Origin of the sequence: Verrucosispora sp. WMMD1129 (assembly GCF_029581255.1) — a bacterium.
Classification (GTDB): domain Bacteria; phylum Actinomycetota; class Actinomycetes; order Mycobacteriales; family Micromonosporaceae; genus Micromonospora; species Micromonospora sediminimaris.
Map to the genome: position 1 here is coordinate 6,497,010 of NZ_CP120741.1, position 14,232 is coordinate 6,511,241.

Consider the following 14,232-nt stretch of genomic DNA (forward strand, 5'->3'; position numbering starts at 1 on the left):
CATATGGCAGGGTGTGTCAGGTGCCGGTGCTCGCCGGCGCCAACGGAAACCCTGGGGAGAGGCAATGACCAAGCGGATCAGTCGTCGGGCCGCGATCGGGTTCGGTGCGGCAGCGGTGACGTTGGCGGCGACACCGTCCGGTGCGGTGGCCGCTCCGGGCGACGACGCCACAGCGCCCAACGGCAGGGTGTCGCCCCGAGAGGTGATCCGCCGGACGTACCGGCAGCAGAAGGCCCGGGCCGGCGGGGTGTGGCGTTCGCACGTCGCGATGCTCGACGCCACCGGGGCCCTCCGGACCGTGATCGCCGACGACGCCGACCGGGTGACCCACGGGTACAGCGTGCAGAAGTTGGCGGTCGCGGTCGCCGTCATGGACAAGATCGACCGTGGCGAGCTGCGGCTGGACCAGCGGCTCGACCTGAGCGCCGACATCATTCTCGGCGGCAGCGGGATCTACTTCCTCCAGACGGTCTGGGGCGACGAGGTCACTGTGGCGAACTTCCTCACCGCGATGCTGCTCGTCTCCGACAACACGGCCGTGCGGATGTGTGGCCGGGTGGTGCCGGCACTGGAGATCAACGAAATTCTGGCGACCAAGGGCTTCACGCACACTCGGGTCGAGCCGGTGGCCAACCCGAACCGATTCTTCCTCGGGGTGACGACCCCGCGCGAGACCCATGACCTGTTGTGGCGGCTGGCCAACAAGACCCTGCTCTCGACCCGGTCAAGTGACTTCCTGCTCGGCATCCTGCGCTGGATCAACGGTTACCACGACGGGATCCGCCGCGACATGTCCTCGGCCGAGCGCAGCCGGGTCGCCACCAAGTACGGTGCCGACTTCGACGCCTCCGGTGCCGCCCGGCACGAGGCCGGCGTCATCTTCGACGCGACCGGCGCACCCACCCTGACGTACGCCTTCTTCGCCGACTCTCTCGGCGACCTGGACAACTACGGCGGCACCCACCCGGCCGTCCGCGCCCACGCGGTCCTCGGCCGGACCATGTTCGACGCCGTCGCCCGCACCACAAACCCCACCCCCCGCGCCCGCCACACCGTCCCCCAATTCCGCCCCGTCAACGGCGGCTGACCCACCCCCGCGTTCGGCGATCTTGCACTTTTGGTCGGGTTGTAAGCCGCAGATAGTGCATATCGGCGACCGAAGGTGCAAGATCGCGGCGTGCGGGGCTGCGTGGGTGTGGGGTGCCCTCGGCACCGGGCAGTGAACCGGTCAGGCGGGGGTTGGGGTGCGGCGACCGGAGTCCAGGCGGGTGATCAGGGCGTCGAGGAGGCCGGCCAGATCGGTGTCGTCCGTCATGCTGAGCCCGGCCAGGTCGGCGCGGATCTCGGCGTCCACCCGCTCGTGCTCGCGACGCCCCCGTGCGGTCAGGTAGGCGCGGATGCGGCGACGGTCGACGGGGTCGATCCGGCGGAAGACGAGGTTGCGGTCGACGAGCTGGTCGACCAGCTTGGTCAGGGTGCCGGGCGGCAGCGACGCCTCGGCGGCGACCTCGCTCATCGGATGCCCGAGACCGTCGGCGAGCAGGCAGAGGACCCGCCACGCCTCGATGCTCAGGGACTCGGCGGCGAGCACCCCGCCGACCCGGCGCGAGAGCAGCCGCTCGGCGCGGGTGAGCAGGGGTAACAGGTCGGCTGCGGAACCGGGAAGGTCTGACATGGCACTCCCGCCTCGCGGTTGCGGTGTCATCGTAGCGAGATGTCCCGCTGACTGGGGAGGGCTGGTCTTCACCAGCAGCGGCGGCCACCATGTGTTCATGTCCGCGCCGGCACCGGGGTCCGGGCGCCCGCAGGCGGGGGAGAGCATCACCGCCGGGGCGTCCTGGCTGACCGTCGATCGCGGCGTGGTCAGTATCGCCTTGGTCTATCCGATGCGTGGGCCGGCGGGGATGTTCGGCCCGAGCTGTGAACTCTGCGCGCAGCTCGCGGTCGAGGAGCTGAACCGGCGCGGCGGCGTGCTCGGCCGGGAGTTGCGGCTGGTGCCGGTGGACGGCGGGGCACCGCCGGCCGAGGTGGCCGCCGAGGTGGAGGCGCTGGTGTCGGTGGGCGCGGTGCAGGGCGTCACCGGCTGGCACATTTCCTCGGTACGACAGGCGGTGGCGCCGCGCATCGCGCACCGGGTGCCGTACGTCTACACAGCCCTGTACGAGGGGGGCGAGCGCACCGAGGGTGTCTTCCTGACCAGCGAGACGCCGGACGCGCAGCTGTGGCCGGCGATGCGGGTGCTCGCCGGGGATCTCGGGGTGCGCCGCTGGTTCGTGGTCGGCAACGACTACGTCTGGCCGCGCCGGACGACCCGGGCGGCACACCGGTACGCGCTGCGCAGCGGCGGACGCGTGGTCGGCCAGCACTTCCTGCCGTTGGAGACCCACGACTACGCGGAGGTGCTGCGGCGCATCGAACGCAGCGACGCCGACGCGGTGCTCATGCTGCTCGTGGGCGCGGACGCGGTCCGGTTCAACCGGGCGTTCGCCCGCGCCGGGCTGGACCAGCGTTGTCTGCGCCTGAGCACCCTGATGGACGAGAACATGCTGCTCGCCAGCGGTGCCGCCAACACCCGGGGGTTGTTCAGCACGGCGGGTTTCTTCGCCGGCCTGGTGACCCAGGAGAATCTGGACTTCCACGGCAGCTTCGGTCGCCGCTTCGGCTTGGAGGCGCCACCGCTGGGCAGCCTGGGGGAGTCCTGCTACGAGGGTGTGATGTTGCTGGCCGCGCTGATCGCCAAGGCCGGCACGCTTGACGTACGGGCGGTGGAGGCATCCGCGGACGTGGTGTCGTACGACGGGCCGCGCGGCGAGCTGCGGTTGCGCCGCAGGCATGTCCGCCAGCGCATCTACCTGGCCGAGGCCGACGGCCTGGACTTCACCGTCCTGACTGAACTGTGATGCCAGCGGGGCGTGACCGGACCGTGCCTTGACAGCTCCGCCGGCCGGCGGCCAAGATACTTCCTACGTGAAGCATCCGACCGTCACGTCGGATATCGCCACCGTCCGACGAGGGACGGAAAAGCGCAGCCGAATGCGGCTGAAAATCGTGTGCCGGTGTCATTCTGCCGATTCTCCTCGGCGATGCACCGGCATTTTTCGTGCCCCCATCAGAGCGGCCGGGCCAGCGGAAACACTCTATTGAGGACTGGGAAACATCCGTGCAATGAAACGGATCGAAGCTTTCCCTGCCCGATATCCGAATCGCCGCCCGGGTCGGTGTCCACCCGCCGTACCGGGCAGCGCCAATGTTCCGACGGACCGCACCGCAGTTAGACAGATCCGCACTTCGACTCGGGGCCGACGACCGTTCCCGGGCACTGACTGACGTCACACGCGACGCAGGGAGATTTGATGACACTGATCCGGGGCCGCCGCATCCTGGCGGGTGCCATGACCCTGGTCGCCGCGGCCGCGCTGGCCGCGTGCGGCAGCAAGACCACCGATGGGAACACCTCGGCGGGAGTCGCCGCCGATGTCTCCGGCGACACCGTCAAGGTGGGCCTGCTCAACTCCCTCTCCGGCACGATGGCCATCAGCGAGGTCACCGTCCGAGACGCGATCATGCTGGCGATCGAGGAGATCAACGCCGCCGGGGGCGTGCTCGACAAGAAGATCGAACCCGTCGGCGAGGACGGCGCCTCGGACTGGCCGACCTTCGCCGAGAAGGCCGAGAAGCTGATCCGGGAGGACCGCGTGGCGGCCGTCTTCGGCTGCTGGACCTCGGCCAGCCGCAAGGCCGTGAAGCCTGTGTTCGAGAAGAACAAGGCGCTGCTGTTCTACCCGGTGCAGTACGAGGGCCTGGAGCAGTCGCCGTACATCTTCTACACCGGCGCCACGACCAACCAGCAGATCGTCCCCGGCCTGGACTACCTCAAGGCTCAGGGCGCCACCTCGCTCTACCTGGTCGGCTCCGACTACGTGTTCCCGCGCACCGCCAACAAGATCATCAAGGCGTACGCCGAAGCCAACGGGATGAAGGTGCTGGGGGAGGACTACGCCCCGCTGGGCTCCACCGAGTTCGGCACCATCACGAACAAGGTGAAGTCCTCCGGCGCGGACGCGGTCTTCAACACGCTCAACGGCGACAGCAACGTGGCGTTCTTCAAGGAGTACAAGTCCGCCGGGCTGACCGCCGCCACCATGCCTGTGGTGTCGGTGTCGATCGCCGAGGAGGAGGTCAAGAGCATCGGCACCCAGTACCTGGAGGGCCAGCTCACCGCCTGGAACTACTACCAGACCACTCCCGGCGCGGCGAACGAGAAGTTCGTCGCGGCGTACAAGGCCAAGTACGGGGCGGACAAGCCGACAAGTGACCCGATGGAGGCCGCGTACGTCTCGGTCTACCTGTGGAAGGCGATGGTTGAGAAGGCCGGCACCTTCGACGTGGAGAAGGTCCGGGAGGCCTCCGACGGCATCACCTTCGAGGCGCCCGAGGGCCTGGTCACCGTGGACGGTGCCACCCAGCACATCGCCAAGACGGCACGCGTCGGCAAGGTCGGTGCGGACGGTCTGATCACCGAGGTCTGGAACTCCGGACAACCGATCACCCCCGATCCGTACCTCAAGAGCTACCCGTGGGCCGGTGGCCTGAGCTGACCCGGTGGGCCCGGGCGGCGCGACCGCCCGGGCCCACCCCCACCAGCAGTTCGGAGTACGCACCGTGACAGTTCTCATCGGCCAACTCTTCACCGGCGTCAGCATCGGGGCGGTGCTGCTGCTCATCGCGCTCGGCCTGGCCCTCACCTTCGGCCAGATGGGCGTGATCAACATGGCCCACGGCGAGTTCATCATGGCCGGGGCCTACACCACCTACGTCCTGCAACAGGTCATCACCGCGGCCGGCTGGTCGCTGCTGATCGCCCTGCCGGTCGCCTTCGTGGTGGCCGGCGCGATGGGTGTGCTGCTGGAGTTCCTGCTGATCCGCCGCCTCTACGCCCGCCCGCTGGACACCCTGCTGGTCACCTGGGGGGTGTCGCTGATCCTGCAACAGCTCGCCCGGGACATCTTCGGCAGCCCCAACGTGCAGACCCGCGCACCGGAGCTGCTCACCGGCAACATCGCGCTGCCCGGCGGCATCACCGTGGCGAACAACCGGTTGTTCATCCTCGCCCTGGCCGGCGGCGCCGTCGTCGCGTTGACCCTGGCCCTGCGGGTCACCCCGCTGGGTCGCCGGATCCGGGCCGTCGTGCAGAACCGGGATCTGGCCGCCGTCTCCGGCATCCCCACCGCCCGGGTCGACCGGATGACCTTCTTCATCGGCTCCGGCCTGGCCGGCATCGCCGGCGTGGCCCTCACCCTGCTCGGGCCGATCGGCCCCACCATGGGCACCAACCTGATCATCGACGCCTTCCTGGTCGTCGTGGTCGGCGGGATCGGCCAGCTCAAGGGCACCGTCATCGTCGCCTTCGCCCTGGGCGTGCTCCAGGCCACCGGCGAATACCTCACCACCCTCAGCGTCGCCAAGGTGATGGTCTTCATCGCCATCGTCGCGTTCCTCCAGTGGCGACCCCAGGGCCTGTTCACCCTGCGCACCAGGAGTCTGGCATGACCACCGTCGCCCGAGATCCCGTCACCGCCGCCGACCCCGCGCCGGCACCACCGACCAGACCGGCGGCCGGACCGTCCCGCCACCGGTACCGGGCCGCCGTCGGATTCGCCTTCGGCGCGGCCCTGCTCTTCGCCGTCGCGCCGCTGGTGCTGTCGGACTTCCGGCTCTCCCTGCTGGCGAAGTACCTCTGCGTGGCCATGGTCGCGGTCGGCATCGGCCTGGCCTGGGGGCGCGGCGGCATGCTCACGCTCGGCCAGGGGGTCTTCTTCGGCCTCGGCGGCTACGCGATGGCCATGCATCTCAAGCTCGCCGACGCGGGCCCGGGCAACATGCCCGACTTCATGATGCTGTACGGGCAACTCGACGAGTTGCCCCTGTGGTGGCGACCGTTCGCCAGCCCATGGTTCGCCCTGCCCGCCACGGTGCTGCTGCCGATGGCTGTCGCCTTCGTACTCGGATCGTTGGTCTTCCGCCGCCGGGTGCGCGGTGCCTACTTCGCCATCCTCAGCCAGGCTCTCGCCGCCGCCATGGTGATCCTGCTGATCGGTCAGCAGGGCACCACCGGCGGCACCAACGGGCTCACCGACATCCAGGGCTTCTTCGGCTACGACCTGGACGACCCGGTCAACCAGCGGATGGTCTACTTCATCATCGCCGGCACCCTGCTGGCGCTGCTGGCCCTGGCCCGGCACCTGATGCAGAGCCGCTACGGCGAGCTGTTGGTGGCCGTCCGCGACTCGGAGGAACGGGTCCGCTTCCTCGGCTACGACCCGGCCACCGTGAAGCTTGTCGCGTACGTGGTCGCCGCAGGGATGGCCGGGTTGGCCGGCGCGCTTTTCGTGCCCGCGGTGGGCATCATCTCCCCGGCGCTGATCGGGATCGTGCCGTCCATCGAGTTCGTCATCGGCGTCGCCATCGGCGGGCGAGCCACGTTGCTCGGCCCGGTCCTCGGGGCGGTCGCGGTGGCGTGGGCGCGTACCGCCCTGTCGGAGCGCTTCCCGGGCACCTGGACGTACCTTCAGGGTCTGCTGTTCGTGGTGGTGGTGGCGTTCCTGCCCGGCGGCCTGGCGTCGCTGATCGGCCTGGCCCGCCGCCGCGACGACGGCGAACCTCGCCCGAGCCGACTCGGTCGATTTCGACCTCGGCGGCGGGAGGGGGCGGCATGACCGGGCAGTTGCACGGGCTCTACGTGCGTGACCTGCGGGTCAGCTTCGACGGGTTCACCGCCGTCGACGGGGTCACCCTCGACGTCGCCCCGGGCGACATCCGGTTCCTGATCGGGCCCAACGGCGCCGGCAAGACCACTCTGGTGGACGCCGTCACCGGCCTGGTCCGGGCCACCGGCTCGGTGCGCTTCGGCGACCGGGAACTGCTCGGCAGGCCGGTGCACCGGATCAGCCGGCTCGGCGTCGGCCGCACCTTCCAGACCTCGACGGTGTTCGAGGAGCTGACCGTGTTGCAGAACCTCGACATCGCCGCCGGGGCCCGACGCGGCTGGGCGACGTTGCTGCGCCGCCGCCACGGCGTTCCCGACGAGGTGGCCGAGGCCCTCGACGTGATCGGCCTGGCGAGCCGCGCCGACCAACTCGCCGGCACCCTCGCCCACGGGCAGAAGCAGTGGCTGGAGATCGGCATGCTGCTGGTGCAGGACACCCGGCTGCTGCTGCTCGACGAGCCGGTCGCCGGCATGAGCCACGAGGAACGCGACGCCACCGGGCAGCTGCTGGAGAGGGTGAGCCAGGACCGCACGGTGGTGGTGATCGAGCACGACATGGACTTCCTGCGCCGCTTCGCGCGTACCGTCACCGTGCTGCACGCCGGTCGGGTGCTCAGCGAGGGCACCGTCGCCCAGGTGCAGGCCGATCCGCGCGTGCAGGAGGTCTACCTCGGTCACCCGGTCGACGCCGGGTCGGCCCCGACGCCTACGGAGGCATGATGCTCGCGATGCGTGGCGTGCACGCCGGTTACGGGCGCAGCCGGGTGCTGCACGGTGTCGACGTGGCGGTGCCCGCCGACGGGGTCGCCACCGTGCTGGGCCACAACGGCGCCGGCAAGTCCACCCTGCTGCGGGTGGCCGCCGGCCTGCTGCGCCCCAGCGCCGGCCGGGTCGAGCTGGACGGTGCGGACATCACCCGGCTGGCGCCGCACGAGCGGGTCGCCCGGGGGATCGCGTACGTGCCGCAGGGGCAGCAGTGCTTCCCCCACCTGACCGCGGCGGAGAACCTGCGCCTGGTCGCCGACGGCCGTCGCGACGGGGCAACGGCCACCGCGGAGGTGCTGGACCTCTTCCCGGCGCTGCGTCCGCTGCTGCGTCGGCGGGCCGGGCTGCTCTCCGGCGGCCAGCGTCAGCAGTTGGCCATCGCCCGGGCGCTGATCACCCGGCCCCGGCTGCTGATGCTCGACGAGCCGACCGAGGGCATCCAGCCGTCGGTGGTGACCGAGATCCAGGACCGGATCGTGGCCCTGATCGCCCAGACCGGGTTCAGCGTGCTCCTGGTCGAGCAGCACCTCGGCTTCGCGCTGCGGGTGGCCGACCGCTACCACGTGCTGGAGTCCGGCCGCGTCACCTCCGTCGGCGACGGCGGCGCCACCGCCGAACACACCGTCCGCGAGGCCCTCGCGGTGTGACCCCTGCGATCTTGCACTTTCGGTCGGCCAGATGCCCTTCTCGCGGCTTTTGTGGCGACGGAAAGTGCAAGATCGCGGAGGTTGGGGGGTGGGTCTTCCGTTGTGGGGGTTGACCGCCTAGGGTGGGCGTGGAAGCGCTCCCACAGTCCCCTGGGCAGGACTGTTTCTCGACGTGCTCGCTCCCTCACCCACCACAGAGGAAGTCGCATGTCTGCACGTACAAAACTTCAGGCCGCCGCGACGGTGGCCGTGGCTCTGCTCGGCGTGGCCGCCGCCGCGCCCGCCGCGACGGCGGCGCCGACGGTCGGTGCTCCGGCCGTCGCCGCCGCACCCACCGCCGACTGGCTGCACACCGACGGCAACCGGATCGTCGACGAGGCCGGCAACCAGGTCTGGCTCACCGGGGCCAACTGGTTCGGCTTCAACGCCAGCGAGCGGGTCTTCCACGGCCTGTGGTCGGGCAACCTCGAATCGATCACCCGCCAGATGGCCCAGCGCGGCATCAACATCGTCCGGGTGCCCATCTCCACGCAACTGCTGCTGGAGTGGAAGGCCGGGCAGACGATCCGGCCGAACGTCAACACGTACGTCAACCCGGAGCTGGAGGGCCTGAACAACCTCCAGGTCTTCGACCACTGGCTCGCGCTGTGCGAGAAGTACGGTCTGAAGGTCATGCTCGACGTGCACAGCGCCGAGGCGGACAACTCCGGTCACGTCTATCCGGTGTGGTGGAAGGGCAGCATCACCCCGGAGCTGTTCTTCCAGGGCTGGGAATGGATCACCACCCGCTACCGGACCAACGACACCATCGTCGCGATGGACGTCAAGAACGAGCCGCACGGGACGCCGAACGATCCCGAGCGGGCCAAGTGGGACTCCAGCACCGACCAGGACAACTTCAAGTACGCGTGCGAGACGGCGGGCCGGCGGATCCTGGCGATCAACCCGAACCTGCTGATCCTCTGTGAGGGCATCGAGATCTATCCGCGGGCCGGCGCCACCTGGGACTCGCCCAACACCAACCCCGACCGCAGCCCCAACTACCACTACAACTGGTGGGGCGGCAACCTGCGCGGCGTCGCGGAGCACCCGGTCAACCTCGGTGCCCAGCAGGACCAACTCGTCTACTCGCCGCACGACTACGGACCGCTGGTGTACGAGCAGCCGTGGTTCGAGGGCGACTTCGACAAGGACTCGCTGACCAACGACGTGTGGCGACCGAACTGGTTCTACATCCACGAGCAGAACATCGCGCCGCTGCTGATCGGGGAGTGGGGCGGCCGGCTGGGGCAGGACGCCCGGCAGGACCGCTGGATGGCCGCGCTGCGCGACCTGATGATCGAGAACGGCATTCACCACACGTTCTGGTGTCTCAACCCCAACTCAGGTGACACCGGTGGCCTGCTGCTCGACGACTGGGCGAGCTGGGACGAGACGAAGTACAACCAGATGCTCAAGCCCGCGCTGTGGCAGCACAACGGCAAGTTCGTCGGCCTCGACCACCAGGTGCGCCTCGGCGGCACCGACTCCACCACCGGCATGAGCCTCGCCGAACGCTACGCCGGCGGCCCCGGCCCCGGTGACACCACCGCGCCGACCGCGCCGGGGCGGCCGACCGCCACCGACGTGACCGCCACCGCCGCCACGCTGAGCTGGGCGGCGGCCACGGACGACGTGGGCGTCACCGCGTACGAGGTGCTGCGGGCGACCGGATCCGGGGCGGCCACCGTGGTCGGCACGGTCTCCGGAACCACCTACCGGGCGACCGGGCTGAACGCCTCGACCAGCTACACCTTCACCGTGCGGGCGCGCGACGCGGCCGGCAACGTCTCGGCGGCCTCGCCGCCGTCGACCGTCACCACCCCGGCCGGCAACGACAACGGCGACGCCGGTTGCGCCGCCACGTACCGGGTCACCAGCTCCTGGCAGGGTGGCTACCAGGCGGAGGTGACCGTCCGGAACACCGGTACGGCGGCCATCTCCGGCTGGACGGTCAGTTGGACCGCCCCCGCCGGCACCACCATCTCGTCACTGTGGAACGGCCGGCTCACCACCTCCGGAACCACAGTGACGGTGCGCAACGAGCCCTACAACGGGCAACTCGCCGCCGGCACCAGCACCACGTTCGGGCTGACCGGCAGCGGATCGGGCACGCCTTCCGGGCTGACCTGCGCCGCGTCCTGACGATGGGTGTCCCTGCCCCACCCGGTGGACCGCGGGTGGGGCAGGGGCCGTCCGGGGGCGTGACGCCACCTCGGACGGCCCCGCGCGGCCCGGGCCTGGGTGGGCCGCGTCACCGCGTTCGCATCGCCGAGCGCCGGGTCAGGCCAACCGGATGGCGTCCCCGTCGACGGTGACGTTCGCGGCGGGCAGCGGCGCCCCCGCCGGGCCGCTGCGTACCGAGCCGTCGGCGATGTCGAACACACTGTTGTGGCAGGCGCAGACGATGGTGCCGTCGGAGACCGAGGTGACCGTGCAGCCCTGGTGGGTGCAGGTCGCCGAGTACGCCTTGATGATCCCGTCGGTCGGCTGGGTCACCACCACGCCGGCGTCGGCGAAGATCGCGCCGCCACCGACCGGGATGTCGGCCAGCGTGGCCAGTGCCGGCGTACCGGGATCCGCGCCGTCATCGCCCGGCGTGGCGGTGCCGGACGGGTCGACACCCGAGGTGTCCGACGGGTCGACGCCGGAGCTGCCGGCGGGCGGTGCGGCCGGCGGTGCCGCCGTGGGCTGACCGTACGTCGCACAGCCGGTCAACGCGGCCACGCCCACCGCGCCGGTACCGGCCAGCAGGGCGCGTCGTGACCGGCAGCAGCCAGCCTGCTCGTGGTTCATCCGAGGTGCCTTGCCTTTCCGGGGGATCAGAACTGGATGCCGAACGTGGTGAAGTACCAGACCGACGACGTCAGGAAGACACCGATCAGGGCGACGAACACGACCCCGCCGATGGTGGGGAGCACCCAACCGGCGAGGCCCCGCTTGGGCAGGGTCAGCATCTTGGTGGCGAAGGCGCCGAAGAAGAAGCAGCCCAGCAGGGAGTGCAGCAGCGTACGGGTGTCGTAGTCGGCGAAGCCGAGCGCGTAGAGGCAGTGCACCGCGACCGGCACGGTGAGCAGGAACGCGATCCGCCCTGACCAGCGGTGCGCAGAGCCGGCCCAGGACGGGGAGAAGCCGCCGAGCCGACCCCACATCGCCAACGCGGACAGCAACTGGATGACGGCGAAGAACGCCGCCCCGGTGCCCAGCCACACCTTCACCGTTAACGGCGAGGAGAAGCCGGCCACGTTCACCGCGATGCCGGTGGGGGTGTGGGTGCGTCCGTAGACACCGAGCGCCACCGCCACCCCGGCCCCGACCACCAGCGGCACCAGCAGCGAGGGCCGCCGTCTCGGTGCGCTCGGCGGCGGGGCACCGAAGTCACGCATCACCTCGACCGTGGGCTCCGGCGCCCGGCGGGGCACGGTGCGTGCCCCGCCGTGTCGGTGCTGGGACATCACCGCGCCCCGGGGACGACCGGCTCGGCGACGAGGGTCACTCCGTTGACCACGGTGCTGTTGAAGGCGGGGTCCAACGGCGGTGCCGGAATGGGCTTGCCGTTCCAGGTGACGATGCCGATCTGGGTGCCGTCGGGCCGCATGATCCAGCCGCCGTCGTAGCCGGCCCTGCGGGTCTCCCCGGTCACCCGGTAGATCGCCGGAGCGGTGCCCGAACCGGACTTCACCACCGCTTCGTCGGCCGACGTGTCGTCGGGTCGGGCGGTGAACTTCCAGCGCCGTACGCCGACGATCATCTCACCGCTGGCGCGGTCGCCCCGGATGACACCGGTCAGCTTCGCGTCCTTGCCGGTCAGCTCGATCTTGCCGTCGCGTACCGTGCCGGACAGCCACAGCTCCATGCTCCGGCCGTCGCAGACATACGCCTCGGCCTTGCCGTCCTTCACGGTGATGGCGATGGTGGCACCGTTTTCGAGTTCACCGATCCAGTTCTGCTCGACCGATGTCACCTCGGTCCCCGCCGACGGGGCGTCCGGATCCGTCGGCGGCGAGGTGCCGGCCGGTCGCCGGGCGTCGGCGTCGGCGTCGGTCGGTTCCTCACCGGGCGCGACCGCGTCGGGGTCCACCTCGGCGTCGGCGTCCGCCTCCACGTCGGCGGACGGGGCCGGCGCGGCGGCCGGTGCACCTCCGCCGGCCGCGGGTTGGGTGCCCGGCGGGGATGCCTGTGCACTCATTGTGAACAGCACAGCAGCCGTCACCGCCCCCGACAGGAGGGTGAGCAACGGGGTCAGGCGCTTCATGGGCCACTCCCTTCGCACTCAGGTACGGGCGGAGGTGGTGGATCGGTTCAACCGCGCGCCAGGAACCTCCTGCGGGAGTCGTCTGCGACGCCGTCAGTGACGCTTCCGTGCCGTTGACGCGCGAGTGGCCCGACGGATGCGCCCAGCTCCGGCCCGAACACCAGCAGCAGGACCGCAGCGACCAGACACAGCACGCCCAGCGCGATGGCCGGCAGCACGAGCCCGTTACCGAGGGAGAGGACCAGCAGCATGGTGGACGGTCCGAGGATGCCACCGACCTTGGTGGCCGCACCGGCGAAGCCGGAGCCGGTGGCCCGCATCGCGGTCGGGTAGATCTCGGCGCTGTACGGCAGCAGCATCGCGTTGACCGCGGACAGCGACAGCACCAGCAGGCCGATGGAAGCCAACAGCAGCGCCGTCCCGCCGCTGTCGGCGCTCCAGAGAGCCACTCCGCTGAGCCCGATCGCGGTGATCGCGATGAACAGCGCCAGCGCCCGGCGACCGCTCCAGGCCGCGTAGAGCAGCACGACGAGCGCCAGGGCCGGGGTCGAGTAGAGCGCCGAGTCGGCGAGCAGGCCACTCGCGACCCCGCCGGCCAGCCCGGCCTCCCGCAGTTGCGCGGGCAGCATGACCAGGAAGCCGAAGTTCACCAGCCCCCACACCACACCGACCACGCCGATCACCGACGTCACGACGGGATACGTCCGAAGCATCGCCCCCACGCCGAGCTGTGTCTCCGCGACCCCGGCTGCCGGTGGCGCGGCGCTCAGACGGGATCCGTAACGACGGAGCACCGCCTCCGCCTCGGTGCGCCGCCCGGCGCGCAGCAGGTACAGCGGCGACTCGGGGATCGACGGCGCCATCAGCAACAGCAGCAGCCCGGAGGGCAGCCCGATCAGCCAGAGCGCGCGCCAGGTCAGCGCCGGCTCGAGGTGGCGGGCCGCCTCACTGGCCGCCAGGTACCCGCCCAGACCACCGATCCCACCGACGGTCACCGCCACCCAGCCGCGGTGTCGGCGTGGGGTCAGCTCGGCGATCAGTGTGAACACCAGGGGCAGCAGGCCACCGGCGGAGGTGCCCATCGCGAAGCACATCACCAGGTTCCACTCGAAGCTGGGCATGGCCCCGCACGCCGAGGTCGCGATGAACAGCAGGGTGGCCAGGAGCAGGGCGGTCCGCCGACCGTACCGGTCGCCGAGCAGGCCCCAGAGGACCGACCCGACGGCGGTACCGGTGAGGGCGACCAGGGGAAGAATCGAGATCGATTCGAGTGACATGCCGTACTCGTCGCTCATGCCGGGCATGACGAAGCCGAGGGTGAGTGGCTTCATGATGTCGACCACCAAGGCGATGGTCAGCACCGCGCAGGTGATCCAGTAGGCCGGTCTCAGCCGACCATGCTCGATCGACTCCACGGTGACGCCTTCGGAGTCCGGTCGCTGGATGCCCGCGAACAGCGCCCGCCCAGCCAGCAGCAGGCCGGCGAGGAGCAGCAGCATGCCGAGGATCATCGTGGGCGTCCACATGTCCATCGGCTGGCCGGGGGGAACGCCTTCCATGCCGGGCATGGAGGGCTCCGCCTGTCGCATGCGGGCATGGTCGATCATCATCCGTACGTCAGGCAGTTGAAACAGGACGCCGGCCGTCACCAGCGCCACGCCGAGCAGGAATCCGAGCCGTCCGCGACGCTTCGTGGATATGACGCCGGCACTACGGGTTTCGGGCATGGATTACCGACCTCCGGGTTGTCCCGGTACGAG

13 protein-coding genes are annotated in these 14,232 nt (G+C 70.4%); 8 read left to right on the top strand and 5 right to left on the bottom strand.

Annotation, left to right across the window (positions count from 1 at the left end):
* Positions 1-64: 64 nt before the first annotated feature.
* Positions 65-1,087 (top strand): serine hydrolase, encoded by a 1,023-nt coding sequence (locus O7624_RS30040; protein ID WP_282238288.1) that lies wholly within the window; start codon positions 65-67, stop codon positions 1,085-1,087.
* Positions 1,088-1,228: 141 nt separating this feature from the next.
* Here the strand turns inward: O7624_RS30040 and O7624_RS30045 are convergent, their stop codons facing one another.
* Positions 1,229-1,675 (bottom strand): MarR family transcriptional regulator, encoded by a 447-nt coding sequence (locus O7624_RS30045; RefSeq protein ID WP_093405847.1) that lies wholly within the window; start codon positions 1,673-1,675, stop codon positions 1,229-1,231.
* 97 nt (positions 1,676-1,772) lie between these two features.
* Between O7624_RS30045 and O7624_RS30050 the strand changes: the two genes are divergently transcribed.
* The 7 genes from O7624_RS30050 (at position 1,773) to O7624_RS30080 (ending at position 10,362) form a co-directional block, all read left to right on the top strand.
* Positions 1,773-2,900: a substrate-binding domain-containing protein gene (locus tag O7624_RS30050; RefSeq protein ID WP_232511288.1), complete on the top strand. Its 1,128-nt coding sequence runs from the start codon at positions 1,773-1,775 to the stop codon at positions 2,898-2,900.
* A 453-nt stretch (positions 2,901-3,353) separates the two neighbouring features.
* Positions 3,354-4,598: an urea ABC transporter substrate-binding protein gene (urtA, locus tag O7624_RS30055; protein ID WP_093405844.1), complete on the top strand. Its 1,245-nt coding sequence runs from the start codon at positions 3,354-3,356 to the stop codon at positions 4,596-4,598.
* A 64-nt stretch (positions 4,599-4,662) separates the two neighbouring features.
* Positions 4,663-5,550: an urea ABC transporter permease subunit UrtB gene (urtB, locus tag O7624_RS30060; RefSeq protein ID WP_093406136.1), complete on the top strand. Its 888-nt coding sequence runs from the start codon at positions 4,663-4,665 to the stop codon at positions 5,548-5,550.
* Entirely contained in the window at positions 5,547-6,716 is a 1,170-nt protein-coding gene (urtC, locus tag O7624_RS30065) for an urea ABC transporter permease subunit UrtC (protein WP_093405840.1), read from the top strand. Before urtB ends, urtC begins: the two co-directional genes overlap by 4 nt.
* Positions 6,713-7,486, top strand: a complete 774-nt coding sequence (urtD, locus tag O7624_RS30070; RefSeq protein WP_282238289.1) for an urea ABC transporter ATP-binding protein UrtD — start codon at positions 6,713-6,715, stop codon at positions 7,484-7,486. The genes urtC and urtD overlap by 4 nt, the downstream gene beginning before the upstream one ends.
* An 8-nt stretch (positions 7,487-7,494) precedes the next feature.
* Positions 7,495-8,178 carry an urea ABC transporter ATP-binding subunit UrtE gene (gene urtE / locus O7624_RS30075; RefSeq protein ID WP_282238290.1) on the top strand — a complete coding sequence of 228 codons (684 nt, stop codon included), beginning with the start codon at positions 7,495-7,497 and terminating at the stop codon, positions 8,176-8,178.
* Between the two features lie 207 nt (positions 8,179-8,385).
* Positions 8,386-10,362, top strand: a complete 1,977-nt coding sequence (locus O7624_RS30080; RefSeq protein ID WP_282238291.1) for a cellulase family glycosylhydrolase — start codon at positions 8,386-8,388, stop codon at positions 10,360-10,362.
* Between the two features lie 138 nt (positions 10,363-10,500).
* Here the strand turns inward: O7624_RS30080 and O7624_RS30085 are convergent, their stop codons facing one another.
* The 4 genes from O7624_RS30085 to O7624_RS30100 all read right to left on the bottom strand — a co-directional run bounded on the left by O7624_RS30085 (position 10,501) and on the right by O7624_RS30100 (position 14,199).
* A complete protein-coding gene (locus O7624_RS30085; RefSeq protein WP_093405829.1) occupies positions 10,501-11,013 on the bottom strand; it encodes a Rieske (2Fe-2S) protein in 513 nt (170 codons plus the stop codon).
* A 26-nt stretch (positions 11,014-11,039) separates the two neighbouring features.
* Positions 11,040-11,603: a DUF6529 family protein gene (locus O7624_RS30090; RefSeq protein WP_232511286.1), complete on the bottom strand. Its 564-nt coding sequence runs from the start codon at positions 11,601-11,603 to the stop codon at positions 11,040-11,042.
* A gap of 68 nt (positions 11,604-11,671) precedes the next feature.
* Positions 11,672-12,472, bottom strand: coding sequence for a hypothetical protein (locus tag O7624_RS30095; RefSeq protein ID WP_282238292.1), 801 nt, complete (start codon positions 12,470-12,472; stop codon positions 11,672-11,674).
* Between the two features lie 47 nt (positions 12,473-12,519).
* Positions 12,520-14,199, bottom strand: a complete 1,680-nt coding sequence (locus tag O7624_RS30100) for an MFS transporter (protein WP_282238293.1) — start codon at positions 14,197-14,199, stop codon at positions 12,520-12,522.
* Positions 14,200-14,232 lie beyond the last annotated feature (33 nt).